Raw genomic sequence first — 24,997 nt, 5'->3', positions numbered from 1 at the left:
TTTAACTAGTTAATTTTGAAAACAAATCCCAAACGAGAACGCCACAACTCACCGAGATGTTTAAAGAGTGTTTCGTGCCAAATTGTGGGATCTCAATAACAACATCGCTTGCATTCACAACATCTTGTGTAACACCTTTTACTTCGTTGCCAAATATTAAAGCGTATGTTTTATCTGGTTCTGGAAAAAAAGCGTTGAGCATAGTCGCATTTTCAGCCTGTTCAATAGCGCACACAATAATTTGCTGCGCTTTTAATTGCGCAATTAAATCGATGGTGTTTTCAACATATTCCCATGAGACGGTATCTGTACTTCCCAAAGCTGTTTTGTGAATGTCTTTATGTGGGGGTTTAGCGGTAATACCGCACAAATAGACTTTTTTAATTAAAAAAGCGTCGCTGGTTCTAAATACAGAACCAATATTATTTAAACTGCGTATATTATCTAGAACAATAACGATTGGTGTTTTTTTTGCCCCTTTAAAATCACTAACGGTTAACCGGTCTAATTCGCTGTTTTTTAATTTTCGCATAAAATAAATCGCGTCATTACGACGAGTTTACGACGTGGCAATCTTTTAAAATGAAACACACATCGCTTGTGAATAATTATCAATAACTTCGTTACCATTGACTTCAAAAAAAATCAATATTTAACTACATTGCAAACTTACTTAAAACAAAATTTAATTGGCAGCAAAAACAAAAAAAGTAACACCTTTAATGAAACAATACAATGCCATTAAAGCAAAGTATCCCGACGCTTTATTGCTTTTTCGTGTCGGTGATTTTTATGAAACCTTTGGAAGCGATGCTGTAAAAGCTGCTGGGATTTTAGGTATTATTTTAACCAAAAGAGGTGCAGGTAGTGAATCAGAAATCGAATTAGCAGGTTTTCCTCATCATTCATTAAACACCTATTTGCCTAAATTAGTAAAAGCAGGAGAGCGCGTGGCTATTTGTGATCAATTAGAAGATCCAAAACTAACAAAAAACATTGTAAAACGAGGAGTAACAGAATTAGTAACACCAGGGGTGGCATTAAATGATGAGGTGCTTCAATCGAAAACGAATAATTTCTTATGTTCGGTGTACTTCGGGAAAAACAGTATAGGAGTCGCTTTTCTCGATATTTCTACCGGCGAATTTTTAACCTCTCAAGGAAATCAAGAATACATAGACAAACTACTTCAAAATTTTAGTCCAAGTGAAATATTAGTTTCAAAACAGAAACGCTCAAAATTTAATGAAAGCTTTGGTAAGGACTTTCATACCTTCAATTTGGAAGAATGGGTCTATCAAACCGATTATGCGAATGAAACCTTATTAAAACATTTCAACACAAAATCGCTTAAAGGTTTTGGCGTCGAAGATTTAAATGAAGGCATTATTGCCTCGGGCTCTATTTTGCATTATTTGGCCGAAACACAACACAATAAACTGCAGCACATTACATCAATTTCAAGAATTGCCGAAGATGAATACGTGTGGATGGATCGTTTTACCATTAGAAACTTAGAACTTTATAATTCAACAAATAATAATGCGGTCACGTTATTAAATGTTATTGATAAAACCATCTCACCAATGGGTGGGAGATTATTAAAACGTTGGTTGGCACTTCCGTTAAAGAATGTTGAAAAAATAAAACAACGTCATGAAGTGGTTTCTTTTTTAAAAACGGAGAAAACCATACACGAAAAAATTCAGAATCATATTAAGTCCATTGGAGATATCGAGCGATTGATTTCTAAAACAGCGACAGGAAAGGTTTGTCCGCGAGAAGTTATTCAGCTTAAAAATTCATTAGAATCCATTGTTCCAATAAAGACTTTAGCTGCGAATTGTGACAACGAATCGCTTAAAATCATTGGAGACACACTTCAAAGTTGTGAGGTCTTACGCGGAAAAATAAAAACGACGCTAAACGAAGAAGCGCCAGTAAATGTTTTAAAAGGAAATACCATTGCCGTTGGTTTTTCTGCCGAGCTAGATGAGTTAAGAGGGTTGTCTACTTCTGGTAAAAACTACCTCGACAAAATGCTACAGCGTGAAAGTGAACGCACAGGAATTACCTCATTAAAAATAGCGTCTAATAATGTGTTTGGTTATTATATTGAGGTTCGAAATACACACAAAGATAAGGTGCCAGAAGAATGGGTTCGTAAGCAAACCTTGGTGAATGCAGAACGCTATATTACAGAGGAACTTAAAGCGTACGAATCTAAAATTTTAGGCGCAGAAGAACGCATTTTGGCTATAGAACAACAGTTGTTTGGAGATTTAGTGGTTTGGATGAACCAATATATCAAGCCAGTACAGCAAAATGCTAATCTCATTGGGCAATTAGATTGCCTTTGCGGTTTTGCACAACTCGCCAATGAAAATGATTACAGTTATCCAACCATTGATGATTCTCACGATTTAGAAATTAAAGAAGGACGTCATCCTGTTATTGAAAAACAGCTACCCATTGGCGAGCAGTATATTGCTAATGATCTTTTTTTAGATAGAGAGCAGCAACAAATTATTATGATTACGGGGCCTAACATGTCTGGGAAGTCTGCTATTTTGAGGCAAACAGCATTGATTGTGTTGTTAGCACAAATAGGAAGTTTTGTGCCTGCAAAAACCGCTAGAATAGGCTTAGTAGATAAAATTTTTACCAGAGTAGGGGCTAGTGATAATATTTCTATGGGAGAATCGACCTTTATGGTAGAAATGAATGAAACGGCTTCCATTCTAAACAACATGTCAGAACGCAGTTTAGTGCTGTTAGATGAAATAGGAAGAGGAACGAGTACTTATGATGGAATTTCAATAGCCTGGGCGATTAGCGAATACCTCCATGAGCATCCAGCTAAAGCCAAAACCTTGTTTGCCACCCATTATCATGAATTAAATGAAATGACCGAGACGTTTCCAAGGATAAAGAATTTTAATGTGTCGGTTAAAGAATTAAAAGACAATGTACTTTTCCTTAGAAAACTAGTAGAAGGTGGAAGTGAACACAGTTTTGGTATTCATGTGGCAAAATTAGCAGGAATGCCTCAGCAAGTTTTGCATCGCGCGAATAAGATTCTAAAAAAATTAGAGCAATCACATTCCAGTGAGGAGCTCACAGATAAGGTAAAGTCTATAAAGGACGAAATGCAACTTAGTTTCTTTAATTTAGACGATCCGTTGTTAGAACAGATAAAAGAAGAGATCCTTTTAACCGATATTGATACGTTAACCCCTATTGAGGCACTCATGAAGCTAAATGAAATCAAGCGTATGTTGGTGAAGACCAAAGCAGTAAAAAATTAATTTAATTATTTTTAAAAAACCCTTTGGTATTAGGAGAAAAGTTTTAAATTTGCAACCGCAATAGCAATATTGTTAGTTCATTTAAAAGACTGCGAAAGTAGCTCAGGGGTAGAGCATCACCTTGCCAAGGTGGGGGTCGCGGGTTCAAATCCCGTCTTTCGCTCTGAGAAATTTTTTCTTAAAAATATTCCACGCTCGGGTGGTGGAATTGGTAGACACGTTGGACTTAAAATCCAATGTCCATTAGGACGTACGGGTTCAAGTCCCGTCCCGAGTACTAAAGCCTTTATCGATATAGATAAAGGCTTTTTTTATGCTCTTTTTTTACTATGTATTACAATTTATATGTTTTACTAAACCAAAGGATGGTAGTCATTAACAAAAACATTAAAAAGCAAAACCCACCAAAAGCTTACTCTTGGTGGGTTTTGTATTCCGTTGTTTTTTGTTTAGTTAACCGCAGGACAATTACAACTGTAGCGTTCTTTTCTACAACCAAAGTTATAGCCTAAAGTTATTTGGTGGAATCCACCATTATTAAACACTACTGAATTGGCCTGGTAACTATACGTATAAGCAAACATGAAATTGTTTACGTCTACACCAAGAATTGGTGTAATGTATTGCAGTTTTTGACTACTAACACCTGGGCCGTCTAAAAACTCAGCGCCATCTAAGCTTCTGCGGTAAGAAATACCACCCCACAGCTTACCAAATTCTGTGCTTTTGTAGGCTTTTAGGTTGACGTCAAAAGAAGCTTCCTCAGTGGCATCTCTGTACATAAACATCACTGAAGGCTCAAAGCTCCAATCATTATTATAGTTGCTAAAGGTATTGCCTAAAGAAAACAGGTACGTTCTTAAATTTTGATAGCTTAAGCCTTGTTCGTTAAAATTTACACCGTCATTTTCTAGTAAATTTTTAACAGTAGCATGGGCATAAAAGTTATAGAGGTGATATGAAAAACCAAAATCGACATTGAAATTAGAAGCCGATTGTTCTATACCTGCAATAATTGGATCGAAACCATCTTGTAAAAATTTCGATTCATCTAATTTGTATTGAATAACTCCAACGCTCAAACCAAAAGAGAGCATGTTTAAGTCAACCTCATTTCTTGAGAACATAAGGTGATGCGCATAAGTAGCATAGGCACCTGTTTGAGAATGGTAGCCATTTTTATCAGAATAAACAATACCTCCAATACCTGACTGAGATTCTCCAATGCGACCATTAACACTAGCCGTCAATAGCGCTGGTGCATCATCATCTCCAAACCATTGTTGGCGACCAGTGATTCTCACTTTTGAGCAATTGGCAACACCAGCCATAGAGGGGTGAATTAAATAATAATTATCTGTTAAGTAATCTGAATAGATAGGAAGTCCTTCTTGTGTGTGAGCAATTTTGCTGCTCACTAATAAAGTAATGACTAATATGAATATTGATTTTAATCTCATAATCTCTTTTTTCGAGGTAGATTGATATAGGTTTAAACAAACAGCTAACGCTATTTATAACTCACTTTTATCGAATAAATTATTTTGAAGTCAAATATATAACTTTCATTGATATTATTTAGGTCACAAAAGTTAAAGCTACCAAGATGAAAAGGTTTTAGCAGAAAATGCCAAGTTTTTCAATACATTGGGTTTACCTTTAATCCTCAAATATATAGATATCTCTACTTTCTTTTAGTATTTTTGCATAAAATTTTAATTGCAGATGAATACGTTTAAAGTCACCATACAGGAAACATCAAATCCTTCTATATTAAAGTTCGAAATAAATCAGTTTATAACGCAACATCAAAGTTTCGAATTTAATAATATTGACGAAGCAAAAGCCTCGCCATTAGCACAACAATTATTCTATTTACCTTTTGTTAAAAAGGTTTACATTACCAGTAATTTTGTTGCCATCGAGCGATTTAGTATAGTGGAATGGGAAGATGTTCAAAAGGAAGTTGCAAATCAAATTGAAGACTACCTAAATGCAGATGGTGTTGTAATTAACCAAGATGATGCACCAAAAAAAGTACCAGTAACGGTATACGCGGAAAGCACACCTAACCCATCAGTAATGAAATTTGTAGCAAATAAAAAACTAGTGACTGCTACCTATGAATTTGTTTCAATTGATACAGCAAAGGCGTCGCCTATGGCTACGGAATTATTTCATTTTCCGTTTGTAAAAAGTGTGTTTATAGATGAAAATTATGTGTCGGTTACGAAGTATGATGTAGCAGATTGGAATGATATTACTAACGAGGTTCGCGAATTTATTAGATCATATATTGAAAACGGAAAAGAAATTATAGCTGTCAATGCTCCAGAAACAATCGCTAAAACTGCCGAAAAGGTTGATGCACATTTTGAAACATTAGACGATACTTCAAAAGAAATAATAAACATTTTAGAAGAGTATGTAAAACCAGCTGTAGCGAGTGATGGTGGTAATATTGAATTTCAATCTTACGACGAAGCGACTAAAACCGTTAAAGTTATTTTACAAGGCGCTTGTAGTGGTTGTCCGTCATCGACCTTCACTTTAAAAAATGGGATAGAAAATATGCTAAAGGAAATGTTGGCTGGTAAAGTAAATACTGTTGAAGCTATAAATGGGTAGTTATTGGTCTTTTATTAAGAAGATTAACAATCATTTGGCTTTTTTTAAGTCATGAAATACTCTAATTCTTTGTAACTTTAGTCTTGTATTAATCTTTAAAAACCAAAAATTATGGCAGTACTAAAAGTTATAGAAATATTATCAAACTCTGATAAAAGTTGGGAAGACGCAACCAGAAAAGCAGTAAAACACGCGTCAAAAAGTGTTAAGAACATTCGTTCGGTTTATGTTAAAGAACAGAGCGCAAGCGTAAGTAATAACGAAGTAACAGACTTTAGAGTCAATGTAAAAATAACATTTGAAGTAGATTAAATCATTTACTTTTTATAAATATCATTCAACCATCAAAAGCTTATTGCTTTTGGTGGTTTTTTTTACTACTTATTAATTAGTTATGGAATTATCGCTTCCTGCTAATAGTCAAGCCATCTCTAATGGGTAATACTATAGTTTCAACACGTTCATCTGTTTTTAAAAGTGCATTATAATCTAAAACTGCTTTTGTCATTTTATCTTTTGGATCCAGTGGTTCTATCACTTTACCACTCCATAAAACGTTATCTGATAAAATGATTCCACCGGTATTGAGGCTGTCAATAATTAAGTTAAAATAATTGATATAATTATCTTTGTCGGCATCTATAAATACAAGATCAAAGGTTTTTTTTAGTTTCGGAATCACCTCTAAAGCATTCCCTAAATGTTGAAAGATTTGCGAGCCATATTGAGATTTATCAAAAAATTGACGTTGAAAATCAAAGAGCTCTTCATTGATATCTATGGTATCAATAGTACCATCAGGCTTCAATCCTTCCGCTAAGCACAACGTAGAATAGCCTGTAAAGGTACCAATTTCCAGTATGCTATTAGGGTGTATTAATTTTGAAATCATGCTTAACACACGACCTTGATACGGTCCGCTGGACATTCGCGGCTGCAATATTTTTTGAAAGGTTTCTCGTGTAAGCTGTTGCAGTAATTCTGGTTCACTTTCAGAATGTGCTACTACATAATCGTCTAATTCTTCTGGTATAAAATGCATGGTCTCATTAATTATTCACTTTCTTAATAGGAGCATTCGAAGTATCAGCTCAAAGATGCTTTATCCCTTTTCAGAAAGATGAAAAAATTATCCTAAAATCCGTTTTACTAATTTATCTTTTGCCGCCTGATCATCGCCACACAACCATTGTATTACGTTATCTTCCCAAATAGCATCATGTTGCGTTTCTGTAATAATATGACGTTCTATAGCTAGATCTAGAATCTTTCCAGGATAAGACGACTGTTTTTCACTTTCCATTTCTCCTAATGGATACGGGTCATCTAGCCCCATGAGCACTTGCTTGGAGCCTTGGTTTTTAATTAATAATTCTAAACCACCAGTGTCATGAACCAAAGTATCAAAAAAGATATTTTTGTGACCAACAGCCTTTCTTGGGTGACTCTTACCTTCAAACAAATCGGGTCTCCCATCAAAACCTTGAATACGACGCCCTAAATTTATTTGAGCGAGTTGACCACCATGTGCAAAACAGGTGCGCATGTTAGGGTATTTATCTTGATAGCCATTTAAGGTTAAAAAATGGTAGGCATCTGCACATTGCGCCAACATCCAGATTAAATGAAAACGCCAAGATGTGTTTTCTAGTTTTATAAATTTCTCACCATCGTAAGGGTGAATTTCTACTGCTAAGTTATATTTGTTAGCCAGCTCAAAAATGGGCTCATTTTCTTCATCAAAAATACAACGCCAGGTCCCAATGGTATCCATGTAGTGCGTGGGTAAACAAAGCAATTGCAGGCCTAACTCTTCAACACAGCGCTCGATTTCCCAGCAAGCGCCACGTACAAAGCCAGGATGCACCACAAAGCCACAGGTAAATTTACTTGGATTTTCACGCTGCACCTTGGCATTAAAATCATTCTGAAAACGCAAGGCTTGTTTCATTTCCTCTACACGTAAACCATTACCATAAAGCTGAGATAAATTTAAAACCACAGCATGATCAATTTTAAAACGTGCCATCCATTCCAGTTTCTCATTTAAAAAGAAACTAGAATCTGTTACAGGACGACTCCAGTCTTTTTGAAGCATAAATTTCCGATCCTTATCTACCCAAAAAATACCTTTATCATGCATAAATTGAGGGATTTCCTCAGGATAAGGTAGTAAGTGTGAGTGGCCGTTTATTCTTAGTTTTCTTTTGTTCATGTTTGTCGTTCCTACTAAAGCAGGAGTCTATTAAATGTTTGTTTTAGTGTCATGCAAGTATTGTTGACGTTTTTCATTACCAGAGTATTCTTAAATAATACTTAAGTAGTTTCAATACTATTTAGAATAACACTTTTACTCAATCTTTACTTTACTCGGCGGTTGCATCACTTCACCACAATTTGGGCAGCTGCGTTTATCTTTATCACCATAATATTTATCGAAAATTTTAGGCATATCCGTTTCAATATTTTTGACCGTAAAATCTTCTTCGTATAACTTAGTCGTACAGTTTTCGCAAAACCAAAGTAGCGCATCACGCATGCCTTCAGGGCGTTTGTACTCTATCACTAAGCCAACAGTATTTGCACCACGCTGCGGTGAATGTGGTACTTTCGGAGGTAATAAATAAATATCACCCTCTCTAATATGCACATCTTTTGGCGTGCCTTGATCTATAATTTTTAAGACCATGTCACCTTCCACCTGATAGAAAAACTCAGGGGTTTCGTTGTAATGGTAATCTTTTCTATTGTTAGGACCACCAACGACCATAACGATGAAATCGCCATCTTTCCAAACCACTTTATTGCCAACCGGTGGTTTTAAAAGGTGTCTGTTTTCTTCAATCCAAGCTTTAAAATTTAATGGAGATACTAAGTTGCTCATTTGTTTTATTATTTGGGCGTTAGTTTTATTCATGCCTACTGGCTTTTTACGAGCTTGCAGAATAACAAAAGTCAGGCTTTAGGTAGTTGCTCTCTGCGAGGAGCTCCAAAACACCCTCAAACCTTTAGGTTCACGCACATAATTTTCTAAAAATTAAGTTGTGAGTCATCCTTAACGCAAAATTACGGTACTAATATACAAAAAAGACCTGTCAGGTTTTATAAACCTAACAGGTCAATATATTATAGTGACTTTGTACGGCCTCCATCTACAGGTAAATTAATACCATTAATATAGGCAGCGCGCTCACTTGCCAAAAAAGCGATAGCATCAGCTAATTCTTCTGGTTTTGCAAAGCGTTTTGCCGGAACTGCGTTTTTCATGGCGTTGGCGGCGTCTTCTTCGGTAGTTCCAGATTTAGCCGATTTGTTTTTTATAATTTCAGTTAGGCGCTCGGTTCCTGTGGCACCAGGCAATACATTGTTTACAGTAATGCCAAATTGCCCAAGCTCATTAGCCAAAGTCTTACTCCAGTTGGCTACTGCACCACGAATGGTGTTACTAACGCCTAAACCGTCTAAGGGTTGCTTTACAGAGGTGGAAATCACATTCACAATACGACCATAACCTTCACTTTTCATAAAAGGCACAACCGTTTGTGCTAACACATGATTACATTTTAAATGTTGCGTAAAAGCACTCTCAAACTCATCAATTTCTGCAGAAAAAATAGGTCCGCCTTTTGGGCCGCCCGTATTATTTACTAAAATATGAAAGCCATGGTGTTGCGAAATATAGTCTGACACTATTGCTTTTAATTCTTCAGAATTGGAGAAATCGGCAACAATATAGTCGTGGTCTCTGTGTTGAGGTAATTCCAATAAAGTAGCTTTTAACTTGTCTTCATTTCTAGCAATTAATGTAACAATAGTGCCTTCTTCAGCTAAGGCTAAAGCAGTAGCTTTTCCTATGCCCGCTGTGCTTCCACAAACTAGTGCGTATTTGTTGTTGAGTTGTAAGTCCATATTTTTTTTATTTCTGCAGCGGCAGGTGTTTTATAATGCCTTCCTGCTATTTTTAACAGATGGTCACACCTAAAGGCCCGCAATGACAGTTAATTTATAGTATTTGTTTCAATTTATGAGATTCCCACTGTCGTGAGAATTAGTACTTTATACAAACATTTTTAGCTTCAGTAAAAAAGCGTAACGCTTCAAAACCTCCTTCGCGACCAATACCACTTGCTTTTACACCACCAAAAGGTGTACGTAAATCACGGAGCATCCAGGTGTTTACCCAAACGATGCCTGCTTGTAGTTGGTTGCTCATGCTCATGGTGCGTTTTAAATCGTTGGTCCACAAGGTTGCTGAGAGACCGTATTTCACCTTATTAGCCATTTCTAATACAGCTTCTTCCGTTTTAAAAGGCATAATCGTAACCACTGGGCCAAAAATTTCTTCTTGGTTGACGCGGCATTCATCATTTTTTACTTCTATAACTGTTGGTTCTAAATAGTAACCGTTCTCGTAACCTTTAATAGTGACTTCATTGCCTCCGCAAAGAACCATTGCATGCTCTTCTTTTGCTATGGCGATATAGTCTTTTACTTTTTCTAAATGTGCTTTTGACACTAAAGCACCAATATTTGTGTCATGTTCTGAGGGATGCCCTACTTTCAACGCTTTTACTTTGGTTACAAAATCTTTTTTGAAACGGTCGTAAATAGCGTCTTCTATAAAAATACGACTTCCACAAAGGCAAATCTGACCTTGATTAGCAAAAGAAGAACGGACTGTTGTGTCCAGCATATCTTCATAATCACAATCGGCGAAAATAATGTTTGGGTTTTTTCCACCCAATTCTAAAGACAATTTTTTAAACATGGGTGCCGCGACTTTGGCAATATGGGCACCAGTTGCCGTTCCGCCAGTAAACGAAATGGCTTTAATGTCTTCATGCGCTATAATGGCTTGTCCTGTTGTAGTGCCTAAACCATGCACGATATTTAGCACCCCCTTTGGTAAGCCTGCTTCGTTACAAATTTCACCTAATAAATAGGCGGTCATTGGGGTGACTTCGCTTGGTTTTGCAATCACGCAGTTTCCAGCTGCAATGGCTGGTGCTATTTTCCACGTAAATAAATACAATGGTAAGTTCCAAGGAGAAATACAACCCACAACCCCTATAGGTTGCCGTAACGTGTAATTTATGGCTTTTAGACCAATACTTTCATGGCTTTCACTGGCAAATTGTGTAATAGCGTTTCCAAAGAAGCGAAAGTTACTCGCCGCTCTAGGGATATCTACTGCTTTAGCTAAACTAATGGGTTTACCGTTGTCTTTACTTTCGGCTTCTGCAAAACGCTGCAAATTGGCTTCTAATAATTCTGAAATTTTGATTAAAATACGACTGCGTTCTTCTAATGAGGTTTGTGACCACATTGGGAAAGCAGTTTTTGCGGCGTTGTAGGCCTTTTCAACATCTGTTTTGTCTGAGTTTGGTAGTTGACCATAGACTTCGCCATTAGCAGGGCAATAGTTGTCTATCCAGTTGTTCTTGATAGGATTGTGGAACTCGCCGTTGATGTAGTTTTTAATAGTAATCACTAATTTATAGGTATTTTGTTTTATTAGGCCTCACAGGTTTTGAAAATCTGTAAGGGCTTCGCTTTATAATTTTTTAAAAGCCATCACCTTTATTTCTACCACCAAATCTGGATGTGGTAACTGATGTACTGCTACTGTTGTTCGTGTTGGTCCTGTTTCTTTTTCAAAAAACTCAGCATACGCTTTATTATAGCCAGAAAAGTCATTCATGTTTACTAGAAAAGAAGTCACGTCGACCACATCTTTTAATGTTGCGCCTTCATTAGCTAAATTCTTTTCAATATTTTTTAAGACTTCTCGCGTTTGTACTTCAGCATTTAAACGTTTTGTTCCCATGTCGTCTATGATATCTACACCAGCAATTGTATTATCTGCTCTACGGGAACTGGTGCCTGAAACGAAAATGAAATCGCCAACGCGTTTGGTATGTGGGTAGGCACCTCTTGGTGTTACTTTTTTTTGGTCACTCATCATTATGTTTTTAAGTCATTGCGCGGTTTTTTATTTTTAAAAATCGCGGCAATCTGTTTGTTTTAGATTCTTTGCCTTTTCGAACCTTTCCGATTTTCGAATGTCTTTTGGAAAATTAAAAAGGCATCTTTCTTTTATCCGGAATTGTTGGGGTATGGTGTTTTTCTATTATTAGTTTTTTAAGGCTTCATTGTTTTAGCGATAGTATCTTCCTCTAAAATGTCTTCGGTTTCTTTTAAGACTAATTTTAAAGTATGCTTTAAATCTGCGTTTAAATCTATTTTTCCATCGGCAATTAAATTTAAAAGCGCTTTGTCTTGTGCTCTTCCGCGAAGCATGGCTTCTCTATACCCAATCTGTTCATTAAAGGTAACCAATGAATATTTTGACGAATAGTCATTAGGGAATTCTTTTTCTAAAGCCATTTCTAATTTACGCTTTTCCTGGAAAATAGGATTAGAGACATGGTCTTTCATTTCGTGAAAATTATCAATGGCTAAATCGGCAATGGCATCGGTGTCTTTTTTTCTTGTTTTTTCATAGGCCGTAAAAGTGGCTTCCCAATTCTCTAGCTGTTGGTCTAAAATAGCGTCGAATTCTACGACATCCTCAAAAGAGGCATTCATCCCTTGTCCGTAAAACGGAACAATGGCATGAGCCGAATCTCCCATTAACAGGGTATTGCCTTTATAATGCCAAGGTGAACATTTTACGGTCCCTAAAGGCGCTGTTGGGTTTTCAAAGAAATCGGTTACTAAATTGGGCATGAGCTCTAAAGCATCAGGAAATTCTTTTGTAAAGAAGGCCGTAACAATTTCTGGAGTGGTTAAATTATTGAAGTTGTACTCGCCTTCAGCATAGCTTAAAAATAAAGTAACTGTAAAACTCCCATCTAAATTTGGTAATGCAATAACCATAAAATCGCCTCTTGGCCAAATGTGTAATGCATTTTTATAGGTTTTATAATCACCAGTTTCCGTTGGAAGAATACTGAGTTCTTTATAGCCATGTGTGAGGTAATTTTGTGAAAAACTAAATAAGAATTTTCTACCTAAATAATAGCTTTTTCGCAAGGCAGAACCAGCGCCGTCTGTAGCTATAATACAGTCTGCATCTTCAATAAATGTTTTTTTTGTTGTGTAATCCTGAAATAAAGCGGTGGTTTTTTCAAAATCTACCGATTGGCATTGTTTATTAAAATGAATCGTAACATTGTCGTGTTTCTCTGCTTCATCCAATAATAAGGCATTAAGTCCGCCACGCGAAATAGAGTTTATGTATTCATGGTCGCGCCCACTATAATTAGATAAAAAGGTGTTGCCTTCTTTATCATGAATCATACGGCCATTCATTGGAATACACAGTTCTTTTACCTGGTCTTCTATGCCAACTAATTTCATGGCTTTATTTCCACGATCTGAGAATGCTAAGTTTATTGAGCGTCCTGCAGAAATATCTGTTTTACGTAAATCTGGACGCATTTCGTAAACGGTGACGTTATAGCCACGCTGTCCTAGCCTTAAGGCTAAAAGGGAGCCACAAAGTCCAGCGCCAATAATGAGTATATTTTGTTGTTTTTTCATTTTATAAAATCGTCATTGCCAGAATTTTCTTATTTCAAAAATCGTGGCTATCTGTTTATTTTTTTTTATCTCTTTAACCTTTTCCGACTTTCGAATGTCTTTTTTGAAATTCAAAACCCAGCTTTCTTCTATTTCGAAGTGTTGGGAGGAAAGGGTTTTTATTCGTTTAAAACTGTTTTTAATTTCTCAACCATATCATACACATCCTCAAAAGAATTATACAGAGGTACTGGTGCGCAGCGAATCACATCTGGCTCTCGCCAATCGCTAATTACTCCAGCTTCTGTTAGTTTGTTATGTAGGCCTCTATCGGCATTTTTAACCTGGATAGAGAGTTGGCAACCGCGTTCGTTTGGATTGCTAGGGGTTATTATTTTAATATCAGGATTATTGAGTGCGTTGATTAGAAACTCGAAATAGCCTGTTAGTTTTTTTGATTTCTTAATTAAATTATCAAATCCTGCGGCTTTAAAGACATTTACTGATGCGCGAATGGCAGCCATTGATAATATGGGCGGATTGGATAATTGCCAACCTTCAGCGCCGGGTAATTGGTCAAATTCATCACGCATTCTAAAACGGGTCTGTTTATTGTGACTCCACCACCCCGTGAATCTATTTAGCGATTTATTGTTGGCATGTCGTTCGTGAACAAAGCAACCAGATAAACTTCCTGGTCCAGAATTCATGTATTTATAAGTACACCAAACGGCGAAATCAGCTCCAGAATCATGGAGATTCAGTGCCACATTTCCTGCACCATGGGCACAGTCAAAACCAACAACGCAGCCTTTTTTATGACCTAAGTTTGCAATGCGTTTTAAATCGAAAAACTGGCCGGTATAATAATTTACACCACCAATCATAACTAAAGCAATGTCTTCACCTTGTGTTTCCAGAATGCTTTCTAAATCCTCGTAGTTTGCCAATTCTTCGCCTTCGCGCGCTTTCCAAAGAATAAGACCTTCTGTATCATCAAAGCCATGATGGCGGAGTTGTGATTCTACTGCGTATTTATCTGAAGGAAACGCATCTGCCTCAATTAAAATCTTATAACGTTTTTGTGTGGGTTTGTAAAACGACACCATCATAAAATGCAAATTAGCGGTTAGTGTATTCATCACGACCACTTCAATGGGTTTTGCACCAACGACTTCTGCCATAGTTTCTGTTAAAAACTCATGATAATGTAACCACGGGTTTTTTCCTTCAGTATGCCCTTCAACGCCTAAATTGGCCCAATCTTCAAGTTCTTGATTAATATAGTCTTTTGTGATTTTAGGTTGTAATCCAAGAGAATTTCCGCAGAGATAAATGAGTTCGTTTCCATTTTTATCTTTTGGAATATGAAATTGATTTTTAAAATGTGCTAATGGATCTTCTTTATCTAATTGTTTGGCAAAGTCTGGACCTAATTTATAGTTGGACACTGTATATCGATTTTCGGTTTCCAACAAAAATAAGAATAATTAGCGTAGAAAGGAAGGCAGAACCCGATTGCAATGTTTAGACTGATTTTGTATCTTTAGTAAAACGGAAAATTATGAGTAAAACAAAAGAGTATAGCAACGGTGAAGTTACTGTAATTTGGAAACCAGAAGCCTGTATACATTCGGGAATTTGTGTAAAAGGTCTTGGAGACGTCTTTAAACCCAAGGAGAAACCGTGGATTAAAATTGATGCTGCAACGACCAGTGCTATTGTAAACCAAGTGAAAGCTTGCCCATCTGGAGCGTTGGGTTATGAAATGATTGGTGAAAACAACAAGGAAACGGAAACTTTAAACACCAAAGTTGACGTGCGTGAAAATGGCCCCTTATTAGTTTATGGAACACTAGAAGTGACGCACTGCGATGGTCGTAAGGAAGCTAAAGACAAAACAACAGCCTTTTGTAGATGCGGTGTCTCTAAAAATAAGCCCTATTGCGACGGATCCCATACAGCTGCTGATTTTAAAGATTAAAATAAATTGTTTTCCCGTTTTAGGTTTTATTTGGTTTTAACTGAAACGTTGGTAAAGTTAAGGCTCCAATTGCCTTCGGCTTTTTTATGGTCTAATGCTAAATTAAGACCCTTAATATTAGTGTAGTTTTCAAACGTATTTATCATTGTAGGTTCAGTAGCATTACCTTCTCTAAAAATCCATTCTTTAATAACGTAGTTGTCATCGTAGAAAATATCGTAAGCATCACCTGGAGTATAACCACCATTATCTGAATATAATAGTGTGGTTTTATTTAAAAGTTTTTTACTAATTGGAGCTTCCATTGTTATGGGTTTTGTTAGTGTAATACCATCATCCCAAACTAATTGATAAGGAAAAAGCAACCAGAATTTATCGTTTACAAAGGCACGATCGGCTGTGAGACTAGCTTGTTCGATTTTCAATCTGTTATAAGTAATCGTGTCGTTTACTGTTGTCTTTTTAACCTCAAAAGTGTTTGGATTCCAAGTCCAAAAACGTTCAAAATGGATGGTGTCTTGATCGACATTAAAAGTAAACTGAATCTCTTCAACGTTTTTCCAGTTTTCAAAACCGTGTGCGTTGGCGATTTTTTGTGCTAAAGTAAGCTCTTTTTCAACAGGCTTTGTTTCAGACTTACAAGAGGATAATAAAATCAGGCTAATAATGAGTAATCTATACATGCTTTTGCTTTTCTTTCAAAGCTAAGAAATATTAATTAGTTTTGATGAAAATCAAGCAGATATGAATGATCATTCAGTATTTTTTAATGTTAATAAAACCACTTGGAACACTAAAGTTAAGGTGCATGCTAATAGTGACCTGTATGATATGGCAGCTTTTAAAAACGGAAAATCCTCTTTAATGTCCTACGAGTTGAATGCTTTAGGGGATGTAAACGGAAAGTCTTTATTGCATTTACAGTGTCATTTTGGTCAAGACACACTTAGTTGGAGTAGACGAGGAGCCAAAGCGGTTGGTGTAGATTTAAGTGATGAAGGCATAAAACTGGCCAGAGCTTTGAATGAGGAATTAAATCTCGATGCCCGCTTTATCTGTTGTAATGTTTTAGATACGGCAAAACATCTCAAAGACACTTTTGATATTGTTTTTACAAGTTATGGTGTAATTGGTTGGTTACCAGATTTAAAGCCCTGGGGACGCATGATTGCTGAAAAATTAAAAAAAGGAGGTAGCTTTTACATGGTTGAATTCCATCCCATTGTTTGGATGTTTGATTATTTAGAGGGTACGCCTATTATGAAATATGGCTATATGCAGGATGAGGTAATCTATGAAGAATATGAAGGAACTTATGCGAACACTGCTTCTAAAATGGTGAGTAAAGAGTATGGTTGGAACCATGGTTTAAGCGAGGTCGTCAACGCGTTAACAGAAGCGGGATTACATATAGACTTTTTAAATGAATATGACGAAAGTCCTTATAACGTATTGCCCGAATTAGAAAAAACGGCATCGGGCAATTATGTGACTAAGGATAAATTGTATCCACTTATTTTCGAGATTAAAGCAACTAAGCTTTAATTTTTATAGCGTGTATAGAATTCACTTTTCATTTACTACTTAGAAAGATAATAAGTGAATGTTACTGGCTAAGTAAGTTAAAATGTGAATTGTTAATGCGTTTCTTTTAAAACAGCAGGCATTTTTGATTGGAAACGCTTTAACCGAGGGATAGACACATTTCTAATATAGCTATTGTCTGGATGCCGTTTTTCGTAGTTTTGATGGTAGTCTTCAGCAATCCAGAATTTTTGAAACGGATATACTTCTGCGGCTACCGCTTTATCTAGTTCATTTTTCAAAGCTGTTTTTTTAGCTTCAATAATTTTTTTCTGCGACTCGTTTTGATAAAAAATAATAGAACGGTATTGTGATCCTCTATCTGGACCTTGGCCGTTTACCTGGGTAGGATTTTGAGAGGCAAAATAAACGTCAACTAAGGTTTCGAAGCTTACAATTTTTGGATCATAAATAACCTCTACAGCTTCTGCATGTCCGGTGTTGCCAGTATTGCTTGCTTCGTAGGTTGGGTTTTTAGTATGGCCGCCAGCATAACCACTAATAGATTCTTCAACCCCTTTTACGCGCTCATAAATGGCTTCAACACACCAAAAGCAACCACTTGCAAAATAGGCTTTCGCCATTCCGTTTTCCAAAGGAACTTCAATAGGCTTGGCTGTTTTTATAGCGTTCTGATTTTGAGTCGTTTCGCTATTTTGAGCTGTGTTCTTACAGTTAAATAATAAGGTAAGCGAAATGAGAAATAGTATTTTTTTCATAATATTTTTTCTTCTTTGTCGCATTAAGTTAAGAATCCTTAATTCAAATTAGTTTAAAATTATATTAAAAAAAAAAGCCTTCAGGTTATGAAGGCTTTAAATATAATTTAAAATTGGAATTATAGTTTTTTAAACATTTTTTCCATTTTTTCTCTTTGCTCTTGAGCTAGTAACTCATCTACTAAAATACGTCCTGAATGCTCATCTGTAATGATTTTTTTACGAGAGCCAATTTCCATTTGTACTTGTGGTGGAATAGTAAAGTATGAACCTCCAGAAGCTCCTCTTTCAATTGGTACAACAGCTAAGCCATTTTTAACATTGGTACGAATACGGTGATAGGCTTTAACTAAGCGCTCTTCGATTTTCTTTTTGTATTCTTCAGATTTATTAATTAAAGCTTCTTCTTCTTTCGCCGTTTCACTTAAAATCGCGTCTAACTCACTCTTTTTATATTTTAAGTGAGATTCACGCTCTTTATTGTGCGCTTTAGTTTTATCAATAACTTCTTTTTTCTGCTCGATTTGTGCTTTGAATTCTCTAATGTGCTTTTCTGCTAATTCGATTTCAAGTTCTTGAAACTCTATTTCTTTAGTTAACGAGTTAAATTCTCTGTTATTTCTAACATTCTTTTGTTGTTCGCTATACTTTTTAATTAGTGCCTTAGCTTCTTCAATTAAGTTTTTCTTTTCGACTATTTGCGTGTCAATTGTAGCCAAACTATCTTGAAGTTTTTCTAATCTAGTGTTTAATCCAGCAACTTCATCTTCTAAATCACTTACCTCTAGAGGTAGTTCTCCGCGAACGCTTCTTATTTCGTCGATTCTAGAATCTATTAATTGTAAATCGTATAAGGCTCTTAAACGTTGCTCTACACTTACTTCTTTAGTCTTTGCCATATTTTAATAATACTTAACTGGATTGGTGTTTGTGTTCGATAAAATGATGGCAAAATTACTAATTTTTTTTGTAAGATGTGCTACTAAACCATTTTTTGTGAACTGTTCACTTTCATAGTGTCCAATATCGGCTAAAATGATACTGTTCTCAGCTGAAAAGAAGTCATGATATTTCAAATCTGCAGTAATAAATACATCGGCTTTTAAGCTTTTGGCAGCCGCAATTGCAAAACTTCCAGAGCCTCCTAGAACCGCTACGCTCCTTATAGGTTTGTCTAATAATTTCGAATGGCGAATGACAGAGACCTTCATTTTTTCTTTTAGAAAATCAAAAAAGGCGGTTTCAGAGAGTGGCTGTTCTAATGTGCCAATCATACCTATCCCAATCTTTTGATTTTTATTTTCAAGTGTAATTATTTCATAAGCCACTTCTTCATAAGAGTGATTTTTAAACAGTGTTTCTATAACTTTTGCTTCTAAATGTTTGGCAAATGTGATGCTTATTTGTGTTTCTTCTTCTACATGTGTTTGCCCTTTTTTCCCTTTTGTTGGATTTGAAGCGTCATTACCCTTATAAGTCCCCACGCCATCTAGATTAAAACTGCAGTGGTCATAGTTTCCGATGTTGCCAGCACCAACATTAAATAGGGCCTGTCTAAGAGCTTCTGCTTCAGATGTTGGAACAAATGTGGTAAGTTTTTTTATCGTTTCCGCTTGCGGAATTAATACCGCTCTGTTTAGTAATCCCAATTGATCGCAAATCATGTCATTTACGCCGTTAATATGATTGTCTAAGGCGGTATGAATAGCATAAATAGCAATGTCGTTTTTAATCGCTTTTTGGACAGTACGTTCAACATAGGTGTTGCCCGTAAGTCTTTTTAGACCTTTAAAAATGATAGGATGAAAACTTACAATAAGATTGCAGTCATGTTCAATCGCTTCATCTACAACAGCTTCAAGTGTATCTAAAGTAACTAAAACACCAGTTAATTTTGCTTTTTTGTCACCCACTAAAAGGCCTACATTGTCAAAATCTTCGGCATAAGCTAGAGGCGCAAAGTCTTCTAAGTGATTGATAACGTCTTGAATAATCATATATTTATTGGAATTGATTATGATAAATGGTTTAACAAATATAAAATTTTTACTTTCGTTATGTTTAAACCTTGTAGATGAAATTGATCAGACTTTTATTATTACCTATTGTGCCTGTATATTATTTGGTGACTTGGTTGCGTAATTTACTATATGATGCTGAGATTAAAACCTCTAAATCTTACGATTTCCCCGTTGTTTGTGTTGGTAATTTGAGTACTGGTGGTACAGGAAAAACACCAATGGTTGAGTATCTTATTAAATTATTGAAAGCAGATTATAAGTTGGCGACTTTAAGTCGCGGTTATGGGAGGGATACTAAAGGGTTTCAATTGGCAAATGTTAACAGCTCTGCAACACTTTTAGGCGATGAACCTTTTCAGTTTTATAATAAATTTAAAAATGATATTTTGGTTGCTGTTGATGAAGACAGACAACATGGAATTGAAATATTAAGCGCTTTAAAAAAGAAGCCTGAGGTTATTTTACTTGATGATGCTTTTCAGCATAGAAAAGTAAAAGCAGGCTTGAATATATTACTGACTACTTACAATCAGCCGTATTTTAATGATATTGTTCTGCCTACTGGTAACTTGCGTGAGCCAAGAACAGGAGCAAAGCGTGCTGGTATTATCGTGGTAACTAAATGTCCTGAAGCCTTATCTGATTCTGAAAAAGCTTCGATTGAGAAGCGTATTAACCCCAAGGCTAATCAGTTAGTATGTTTTAGTACAATTGGGTATTCAACGGTAGTGATTTCTAGCGAAAAAACACGGCCGTTAGCGTCACTTTCCAAGTTCACTCTGGTTACTGGTATTGCTAATGTGAAACCTTTATTGAGCTATTTGTCTGTTAAAAATCTCGCGTTTAAACATTTGGAATATAAAGACCACCATTCCTTTACTGCTGAGGATATTGCACGCATTTCGGAAAATGAATTAATTGTTACTACTGAAAAAGATTACATGCGGCTTAAAAAACATGAAGTCTTAAAAAGCAAATTGTATTACTTGCCAATTGTATGTCACATTGATAAAGCTTCGGTATTTAATGAGAAAGTAAAAAACTTTGTTGCTCGCTAATCAGGAGTTTAAGAAACAATTAGCGCATCATATAATTTTTTTTCAAAATCTTCCTGTTTGAAAGGTTTAGAAATAATATCTGTAAATCCAGCCTCATCGAACTCTTGCATTTTATCTTCAATGGTTACAGCCGTTAATGCAAAAATGTTAAGTTTTTTATCGAAAGCTCTTATTTGCCTAGTGGCTTCAATGCCGCTTATCCCTGGCATATGGATATCCATTAAAACAACATCATAATGACTGTTCTTAACTTTTTCAACCGCAGATTCACCATTATCTACAACTTCACAGTTAAGATTCATCTTATTCAAGATTTTTTTAGTAATCATCTGGTTAATTTTATTATCCTCAACGACCAAGATCTTGATATTATCTAAATCTACTTTGTTTACGTCTTTAAAGTAATTTGTTTTAACTTCTTTTACTAGCTCTTCTGTATATTGCATAGGTATTTCGAAGAAGAAAGTCGAGCCCTTTCCCAATTCACTTTTAAGATATATTTTACCGTTTAAGAGGTCTATTAATCCCTTTACGATAGATAGTCCTAAACCAGTACCGCCATATTTTCTGTTTATTTGTATTGAGCCTTGAGAAAAACTTTCAAACATGTATTCTTGTTTTTCTCTACTTATACCTATGCCATTGTCTTCAACTTCAAAACGAATGTTATAGACCCCTTCTTGCTCATTAATTTTCTTAGCCCGAACCCAAATATCTCCGTCTTTTGTGAATTTAATAGAGTTTCCAATGAGGTTAATGAGTATCTGGGAAATTTTTAATTGATCGGCATTAAAATTTAATGGAAGATCACTATCATATTCCATATGTATTTTAATATTATTATCTGAGGCAGAATTGTTCAATGCAGAAATAACATTGGCGATTTTCTTTTTTAAATTAAAAATCTCTGGTTCAAGATCTACTTTATTGGCCTCAATTTTATTAATTTGAAGAATATCGTTTATAAATGTTAGCAAATAATCTCCTGAAAATTTAAGGGACTTTAAATGTTGAATTTGTTCTGGTTTAGGATCTTCATCTAAAAGCATATTTGTTAAACCAGTTACAGCATATAAGGGTGTTCTTAATTCATGGGTTACCGTAGATAGAAAATTTGCTTTTGTTTTTGAAGCCAGTTCTGCTTTTTCTTTAGAAACAATAAGTTCGCTATTCTTTTTGTGCAGTACATTATTAGATTTCAATCTAATGTTATTGTTTTTATAAAGCGACAAGGTTAATAACGATAAAATGGTGATTAATGCAATACTTAAAATGGTAGTTAACTGATCGAACGGGCTAGTCTTAACTTTTTCTAAGTCGGCCTCACCTTGCTTTTGATATTGTATTTGATAGGTGTCTGTAAGTGCACGTTTTCTTTGAGGAGAAAGCAACTGTTTTTTTGCACTTAAGAGTGAGTCTGATAACGCAATGTGGCGCTTTAAATATTGGTTTGCCATTAGCAAGTCTCCATCATTTTCATGCAATTGGCTTAATATTAGTGCTCCATTATTTAGAACATCACTAAAATTATTTTTTTTGGCAATCTCATAACCTTGATTAGCATAGCTTAGACCATCTTCAATTTGGTTATTTAAAGCTTCTACTTTACCTAAGTGTATTAAACTAGAACTTAATATCTTATTTAACTGATAGCGCCTTGAAAGATCAATAGCGTTATTAAATGCTTTATCGGCTTTCTTATATTGCTCTAACGCTAAATGAGCGATTCCTGTTTTTAATATCGCCTCTGCTTCATAGTTGAATAGTTCTTCCTGATTGAAATATGTTGCAGCAGATTTATAATAATCCAAAGCTTGGTTATAGTCGTCAATACTCATATAAACATCGGCTAAAACTTTGTAGGTTTCTGCGATGTTGGTATAGTCTTTTGCAAAGCGTTGAACTTCTATGGCTTTTATTAGCGATTTAATGGCTTCATTAGGTTCTTCTAGAAAATATTGAAGTTTGCCCATTTTAGAATAGGCCAGTCCTATACTTTTTTTATTGTCAATCTCTAAGGCTTTCTCGAGTGTTATTTCTAAGTCGCGTTGTGCTTGATAATAATTTTGAGCGTCCAAGTTTTTTTGAGCTGAATAAATACCAGCATCTACCTGAGCTTGAAGTTCAGCAATGTTTCTTTGAGATAAGTCTTGCCCATATAAAGGAACACTTAACAACAGAAATACAATACATAAATAGTTGTAGAAAGGAGACATTGTGAGCGTGTTTTACTAACAAATATAATTATTTACCAGACAAAGGTATAGTTTTTTGCGATAAATTGATGATTAGGTCAACTAGGCGACTAGAGTAGCCTGTCTCATTATCATACCAGCCAATTATTTTTATCATGTTACCAATTACAGAGGTCATTTGCGAATCAAAAATACAGGAGTGCGTATTGCCTACTATGTCTATAGAAACAATAGGATCTTCTGTATATTCTAAAATCCCTTTATACCTGCCTTGGGAAGCTGTTTTAAAAGCAGCATTAATAGTTTCAATAGAAACTGTCTTTTTTACACTAAGGGTAATATCTGTTAGTGAGCCATTGGGTACGGGTACACGAATACCGCAGCCACCAATAACATCTTCTAAATCCGGAAAAATTTTTGTTAGTGCTTTTGCGGCACCGGTGGTTGTTGGTACAATAGATTGTCCTGCTGCACGCGCCCGACGTAAATCGCGATGCGGCTGATCATGTAAACTTTGGTCTGTTGTATAGGAGTGAACAGTGGTGATATAGGCTTGGTTAATGCCGCATAGTTCATTAATTATAGCAATCATGGGTGCTGCATTATTTGTAGTACATGAGGCACTAGAAATGATGGTTTCGGTACCGTCTAAACTATTTTCGTTAATGCCTAAAACGATAGTTTTGATACTATCATCTTCTGGAGGAACACTTAAAATAACTCGTTTTGCACCATTTTTAATGTGATGTTCTAAAGTTTCAGCTGTTTTAAATTTTCCAGTGGCTTCAATCACAAAGTCTGGAGCAAAGGGTTTCCAGTTAATCTGTTCTGGATGTTTTTCATTTAAAAGAACAACCTTTTTGTTACCAATTATAATGTGCTTGCTGTCGTGAGAAATTTCAGTTTTAAAAACACCATGAATACTATCATATTTTAATAGATGACTTAGTGTTCTGGCATCAGCCAAGTCATTAATAGCGACAATTTCTATGTTTTTATGGTCTTGAATGAGTCGAAAAACACGTCGTCCAATACGGCCAAAACCGTTGATAGCAACAGTAATCATTTAGTTTATATGTTTTTGAGCTTTGTAAGATGAACGCACTAAAGCGCTACTTTCTACATGACGGAAACCAAGCTCTAGACCAATAGTTTCATATTCTTTAAATTGGTCTGGCAGTATAAATTGTTTTACAGGTAAGTGTTTTTTACTTGGCTGAAGGTATTGACCAATAGTCACAACATCTACATCATTTTCACGTAAATCATGAAGTGTTTGTATAACTTCTTCACGTGTTTCGCCTAAACCGAGCATAATACCAGATTTTGTTCTGCGTTGCCCTTGTTGTTTTAAGTATTTTAAAACCCCTAAACTACGCTCATATTTTGCCTGAATTCTAACCTCACGGGTTAAACGTTTAACGGTTTCAATATTGTGAGATACCACTTCTGGAGCGACAGTAATAATACGGTCGATATGTTTTTCTATGCCTTGAAAATCTGGAATAAGTGTTTCTAACGTGGTCTCAGGATTCATACGGCGTACCGCTTTTACCGTTTCTGCCCACATAATGCTTCCCATGTCTTTGATGTCATCACGATCGACACTGGTTAAAACAGCATGCTTAATTTGCATGATTTTTATAGAACGGGCTACTTTTTCTGGTTCATCCCAATCAATAGTTTCTGGTCTTCCTGTTTTAACACCACAAAAACCACATGAACGCGTACATACATTACCTAGTATCATGAAAGTAGCAGTGCCTTCTCCCCAACATTCACCCATGTTTGGACAACTTCCAGAAGCACAAATCGTATTTAATTTATACTTATCTACTAATCCACGAAGTTCTGTGTATTTCTTACCTGTAGGTAGTTTTACACGTAACCATTTTGGTTTAGGTTGTCTTTGGGCTGGTAAGATTACTGATGCAGTTTCATTATTCATATCAACAATTTATATTCAAATGCAAAGA

The 24,997-nt window shown here is 35.7% G+C and carries 23 protein-coding genes and 2 tRNA genes; 8 read left to right on the top strand and 17 right to left on the bottom strand.

Annotated elements, in window-relative coordinates; translation table 11 throughout:
- Position 1 precedes the first annotated feature (1 nt).
- Entirely contained in the window at positions 2-532 is a 531-nt protein-coding gene (locus GQ46_RS07380; RefSeq protein WP_044399945.1) for an RNA methyltransferase, read from the bottom strand.
- A 157-nt stretch (positions 533-689) separates the two neighbouring features.
- On the opposite strand from GQ46_RS07380, the gene mutS reads away from it, so the two are divergent.
- The 3 genes from mutS (at position 690) to GQ46_RS07365 (ending at position 3,585) form a co-directional block, all read left to right on the top strand.
- On the top strand, positions 690-3,308 hold the full coding sequence (gene mutS / locus GQ46_RS07375) for a DNA mismatch repair protein MutS (protein ID WP_044399942.1): 2,619 nt from the start codon (positions 690-692) through the stop codon (positions 3,306-3,308).
- Positions 3,309-3,399: 91 nt separating this feature from the next.
- A tRNA-Gly gene (locus tag GQ46_RS07370) sits at positions 3,400-3,471 on the top strand.
- A 30-nt stretch (positions 3,472-3,501) separates the two neighbouring features.
- Positions 3,502-3,585, top strand: a tRNA-Leu gene (locus GQ46_RS07365).
- 172 nt (positions 3,586-3,757) lie between these two features.
- Here GQ46_RS07365 and GQ46_RS07360 read toward each other — a convergent pair.
- Positions 3,758-4,768 (bottom strand): type IX secretion system membrane protein PorP/SprF, encoded by a 1,011-nt coding sequence (locus GQ46_RS07360; protein ID WP_044399940.1) that lies wholly within the window; start codon positions 4,766-4,768, stop codon positions 3,758-3,760.
- Positions 4,769-5,033: 265 nt separating this feature from the next.
- Between GQ46_RS07360 and GQ46_RS07355 the strand changes: the two genes are divergently transcribed.
- Both GQ46_RS07355 and GQ46_RS07350 read left to right on the top strand, forming a co-directional pair.
- The gene (locus GQ46_RS07355; protein ID WP_044399938.1) at positions 5,034-5,936 is read left to right on the top strand and encodes a NifU family protein; all 903 of its coding nucleotides are present in this window, start codon (positions 5,034-5,036) and stop codon (positions 5,934-5,936) included.
- A gap of 111 nt (positions 5,937-6,047) precedes the next feature.
- Positions 6,048-6,248 carry a dodecin family protein gene (locus GQ46_RS07350; protein WP_044399935.1) on the top strand — a complete coding sequence of 67 codons (201 nt, stop codon included), beginning with the start codon at positions 6,048-6,050 and terminating at the stop codon, positions 6,246-6,248.
- Between the two features lie 88 nt (positions 6,249-6,336).
- On the opposite strand, the gene GQ46_RS07345 is transcribed toward GQ46_RS07350, so the two are convergent.
- From GQ46_RS07345 to kynU, 8 genes are all read right to left on the bottom strand, one after another.
- Positions 6,337-6,978 (bottom strand): O-methyltransferase, encoded by a 642-nt coding sequence (locus GQ46_RS07345; protein ID WP_044399932.1) that lies wholly within the window; start codon positions 6,976-6,978, stop codon positions 6,337-6,339.
- A gap of 87 nt (positions 6,979-7,065) precedes the next feature.
- Positions 7,066-8,151, bottom strand: coding sequence for an amidohydrolase family protein (locus tag GQ46_RS07340; protein WP_044399929.1), 1,086 nt, complete (start codon positions 8,149-8,151; stop codon positions 7,066-7,068).
- A 135-nt stretch (positions 8,152-8,286) separates the two neighbouring features.
- The gene (locus GQ46_RS07335) at positions 8,287-8,820 is read right to left on the bottom strand and encodes a 3-hydroxyanthranilate 3,4-dioxygenase (RefSeq protein ID WP_044404711.1); all 534 of its coding nucleotides are present in this window, start codon (positions 8,818-8,820) and stop codon (positions 8,287-8,289) included.
- A gap of 242 nt (positions 8,821-9,062) precedes the next feature.
- Positions 9,063-9,845 (bottom strand): SDR family oxidoreductase, encoded by a 783-nt coding sequence (locus GQ46_RS07330; protein WP_044399926.1) that lies wholly within the window; start codon positions 9,843-9,845, stop codon positions 9,063-9,065.
- Between the two features lie 139 nt (positions 9,846-9,984).
- Positions 9,985-11,424, bottom strand: coding sequence for an aldehyde dehydrogenase (locus tag GQ46_RS07325; protein WP_044404707.1), 1,440 nt, complete (start codon positions 11,422-11,424; stop codon positions 9,985-9,987).
- Between the two features lie 66 nt (positions 11,425-11,490).
- Positions 11,491-11,898, bottom strand: a complete 408-nt coding sequence (locus GQ46_RS07320; protein ID WP_044404704.1) for a RidA family protein — start codon at positions 11,896-11,898, stop codon at positions 11,491-11,493.
- Positions 11,899-12,077: 179 nt separating this feature from the next.
- Positions 12,078-13,481, bottom strand: coding sequence for an NAD(P)/FAD-dependent oxidoreductase (locus GQ46_RS07315; protein ID WP_044399923.1), 1,404 nt, complete (start codon positions 13,479-13,481; stop codon positions 12,078-12,080).
- 158 nt (positions 13,482-13,639) lie between these two features.
- Complete coding sequence (gene kynU / locus GQ46_RS07310) at positions 13,640-14,911, bottom strand: kynureninase (RefSeq protein ID WP_044399920.1); 1,272 nt, start codon at positions 14,909-14,911, stop codon at positions 13,640-13,642.
- 113 nt (positions 14,912-15,024) lie between these two features.
- Here kynU and GQ46_RS07305 point away from each other — a divergent pair, with 113 nt between their 5' ends.
- On the top strand, positions 15,025-15,444 hold the full coding sequence (locus GQ46_RS07305; protein WP_044399917.1) for a (4Fe-4S)-binding protein: 420 nt from the start codon (positions 15,025-15,027) through the stop codon (positions 15,442-15,444).
- A 26-nt stretch (positions 15,445-15,470) separates the two neighbouring features.
- Here GQ46_RS07305 and GQ46_RS07300 read toward each other — a convergent pair whose 3' ends face one another.
- Positions 15,471-16,127, bottom strand: coding sequence for a hypothetical protein (locus GQ46_RS07300; RefSeq protein ID WP_044399914.1), 657 nt, complete (start codon positions 16,125-16,127; stop codon positions 15,471-15,473).
- Positions 16,128-16,188: 61 nt separating this feature from the next.
- On the opposite strand from GQ46_RS07300, the gene GQ46_RS07295 reads away from it, so the two are divergent.
- Positions 16,189-16,989, top strand: a complete 801-nt coding sequence (locus GQ46_RS07295; RefSeq protein ID WP_044399911.1) for a bifunctional 2-polyprenyl-6-hydroxyphenol methylase/3-demethylubiquinol 3-O-methyltransferase UbiG — start codon at positions 16,189-16,191, stop codon at positions 16,987-16,989.
- Positions 16,990-17,081: 92 nt separating this feature from the next.
- Here GQ46_RS07295 and msrA read toward each other — a convergent pair whose 3' ends face one another.
- The 3 genes from msrA to GQ46_RS07280 all read right to left on the bottom strand — a co-directional run bounded on the left by msrA (position 17,082) and on the right by GQ46_RS07280 (position 19,744).
- Entirely contained in the window at positions 17,082-17,747 is a 666-nt protein-coding gene (gene msrA, locus GQ46_RS07290) for a peptide-methionine (S)-S-oxide reductase MsrA (RefSeq protein WP_044404701.1), read from the bottom strand.
- A gap of 119 nt (positions 17,748-17,866) precedes the next feature.
- Positions 17,867-18,646, bottom strand: coding sequence for a zinc ribbon domain-containing protein (locus tag GQ46_RS07285; RefSeq protein ID WP_044399908.1), 780 nt, complete (start codon positions 18,644-18,646; stop codon positions 17,867-17,869).
- Between the two features lie 3 nt (positions 18,647-18,649).
- Positions 18,650-19,744 (bottom strand): Nif3-like dinuclear metal center hexameric protein, encoded by a 1,095-nt coding sequence (locus GQ46_RS07280; RefSeq protein WP_044399906.1) that lies wholly within the window; start codon positions 19,742-19,744, stop codon positions 18,650-18,652.
- A 77-nt stretch (positions 19,745-19,821) separates the two neighbouring features.
- Here GQ46_RS07280 and lpxK point away from each other — a divergent pair, with 77 nt between their 5' ends.
- Positions 19,822-20,826, top strand: coding sequence for a tetraacyldisaccharide 4'-kinase (lpxK, locus tag GQ46_RS07275; RefSeq protein WP_044399903.1), 1,005 nt, complete (start codon positions 19,822-19,824; stop codon positions 20,824-20,826).
- Between the two features lie 8 nt (positions 20,827-20,834).
- Here the strand turns inward: lpxK and GQ46_RS07270 are convergent, their stop codons facing one another.
- Genes GQ46_RS07270 through lipA form a run of 3 tightly spaced genes read right to left on the bottom strand, consistent with a single transcriptional unit; the run spans position 20,835 to position 24,969 of the window.
- Positions 20,835-23,042 carry an ATP-binding protein gene (locus GQ46_RS07270; protein ID WP_044399900.1) on the bottom strand — a complete coding sequence of 736 codons (2,208 nt, stop codon included), beginning with the start codon at positions 23,040-23,042 and terminating at the stop codon, positions 20,835-20,837.
- A 28-nt stretch (positions 23,043-23,070) separates the two neighbouring features.
- Positions 23,071-24,087, bottom strand: a complete 1,017-nt coding sequence (gene gap, locus GQ46_RS07265; RefSeq protein WP_044399897.1) for a type I glyceraldehyde-3-phosphate dehydrogenase — start codon at positions 24,085-24,087, stop codon at positions 23,071-23,073.
- Complete coding sequence (gene lipA, locus GQ46_RS07260; RefSeq protein WP_044399894.1) at positions 24,088-24,969, bottom strand: lipoyl synthase; 882 nt, start codon at positions 24,967-24,969, stop codon at positions 24,088-24,090.
- Positions 24,970-24,997 lie beyond the last annotated feature (28 nt).

It is taken from the genome of Lacinutrix sp. Hel_I_90 (assembly GCF_000934685.1).
Classification (GTDB): domain Bacteria; phylum Bacteroidota; class Bacteroidia; order Flavobacteriales; family Flavobacteriaceae; genus Lacinutrix.
Note: the sequence above shows the minus strand (reverse complement) of the source record. Positions and strands in the feature narration are given on the sequence as shown.

What these genes read in the sequence shown, in the direction of transcription:
- GQ46_RS07335 (WP_044404711.1), bottom strand. Translation starts at nt 8,820, where the DNA reads ATGAGCAACTTAGTATCTCCATTAAATTTTAAAGCTTGGATTGAAGAA.
- GQ46_RS07355 (WP_044399938.1), top strand. Translation starts at nt 5,034, where the DNA reads ATGAATACGTTTAAAGTCACCATACAGGAAACATCAAATCCTTCTATA.
- GQ46_RS07350 (WP_044399935.1), top strand. Translation starts at nt 6,048, where the DNA reads ATGGCAGTACTAAAAGTTATAGAAATATTATCAAACTCTGATAAAAGT.
- GQ46_RS07360 (WP_044399940.1), bottom strand. Translation starts at nt 4,768, where the DNA reads ATGAGATTAAAATCAATATTCATATTAGTCATTACTTTATTAGTGAGC.
- GQ46_RS07305 (WP_044399917.1), top strand. Translation starts at nt 15,025, where the DNA reads ATGAGTAAAACAAAAGAGTATAGCAACGGTGAAGTTACTGTAATTTGG.
- GQ46_RS07300 (WP_044399914.1), bottom strand. Translation starts at nt 16,127, where the DNA reads ATGTATAGATTACTCATTATTAGCCTGATTTTATTATCCTCTTGTAAG.
- msrA (WP_044404701.1), bottom strand. Translation starts at nt 17,747, where the DNA reads ATGAAAAAAATACTATTTCTCATTTCGCTTACCTTATTATTTAACTGT.
- GQ46_RS07380 (WP_044399945.1), bottom strand. Translation starts at nt 532, where the DNA reads ATGCGAAAATTAAAAAACAGCGAATTAGACCGGTTAACCGTTAGTGAT.
- GQ46_RS07340 (WP_044399929.1), bottom strand. Translation starts at nt 8,151, where the DNA reads ATGAACAAAAGAAAACTAAGAATAAACGGCCACTCACACTTACTACCT.
- gap (WP_044399897.1), bottom strand. Translation starts at nt 24,087, where the DNA reads ATGATTACTGTTGCTATCAACGGTTTTGGCCGTATTGGACGACGTGTT.
- GQ46_RS07280 (WP_044399906.1), bottom strand. Translation starts at nt 19,744, where the DNA reads ATGATTATTCAAGACGTTATCAATCACTTAGAAGACTTTGCGCCTCTA.
- GQ46_RS07295 (WP_044399911.1), top strand. Translation starts at nt 16,189, where the DNA reads ATGAATGATCATTCAGTATTTTTTAATGTTAATAAAACCACTTGGAAC.
- GQ46_RS07330 (WP_044399926.1), bottom strand. Translation starts at nt 9,845, where the DNA reads ATGGACTTACAACTCAACAACAAATACGCACTAGTTTGTGGAAGCACA.
- lpxK (WP_044399903.1), top strand. Translation starts at nt 19,822, where the DNA reads ATGAAATTGATCAGACTTTTATTATTACCTATTGTGCCTGTATATTAT.
- GQ46_RS07320 (WP_044404704.1), bottom strand. Translation starts at nt 11,898, where the DNA reads ATGAGTGACCAAAAAAAAGTAACACCAAGAGGTGCCTACCCACATACC.
- GQ46_RS07315 (WP_044399923.1), bottom strand. Translation starts at nt 13,481, where the DNA reads ATGAAAAAACAACAAAATATACTCATTATTGGCGCTGGACTTTGTGGC.
- GQ46_RS07345 (WP_044399932.1), bottom strand. Translation starts at nt 6,978, where the DNA reads ATGCATTTTATACCAGAAGAATTAGACGATTATGTAGTAGCACATTCT.
- GQ46_RS07285 (WP_044399908.1), bottom strand. Translation starts at nt 18,646, where the DNA reads ATGGCAAAGACTAAAGAAGTAAGTGTAGAGCAACGTTTAAGAGCCTTA.
- lipA (WP_044399894.1), bottom strand. Translation starts at nt 24,969, where the DNA reads ATGAATAATGAAACTGCATCAGTAATCTTACCAGCCCAAAGACAACCT.
- GQ46_RS07270 (WP_044399900.1), bottom strand. Translation starts at nt 23,042, where the DNA reads ATGTCTCCTTTCTACAACTATTTATGTATTGTATTTCTGTTGTTAAGT.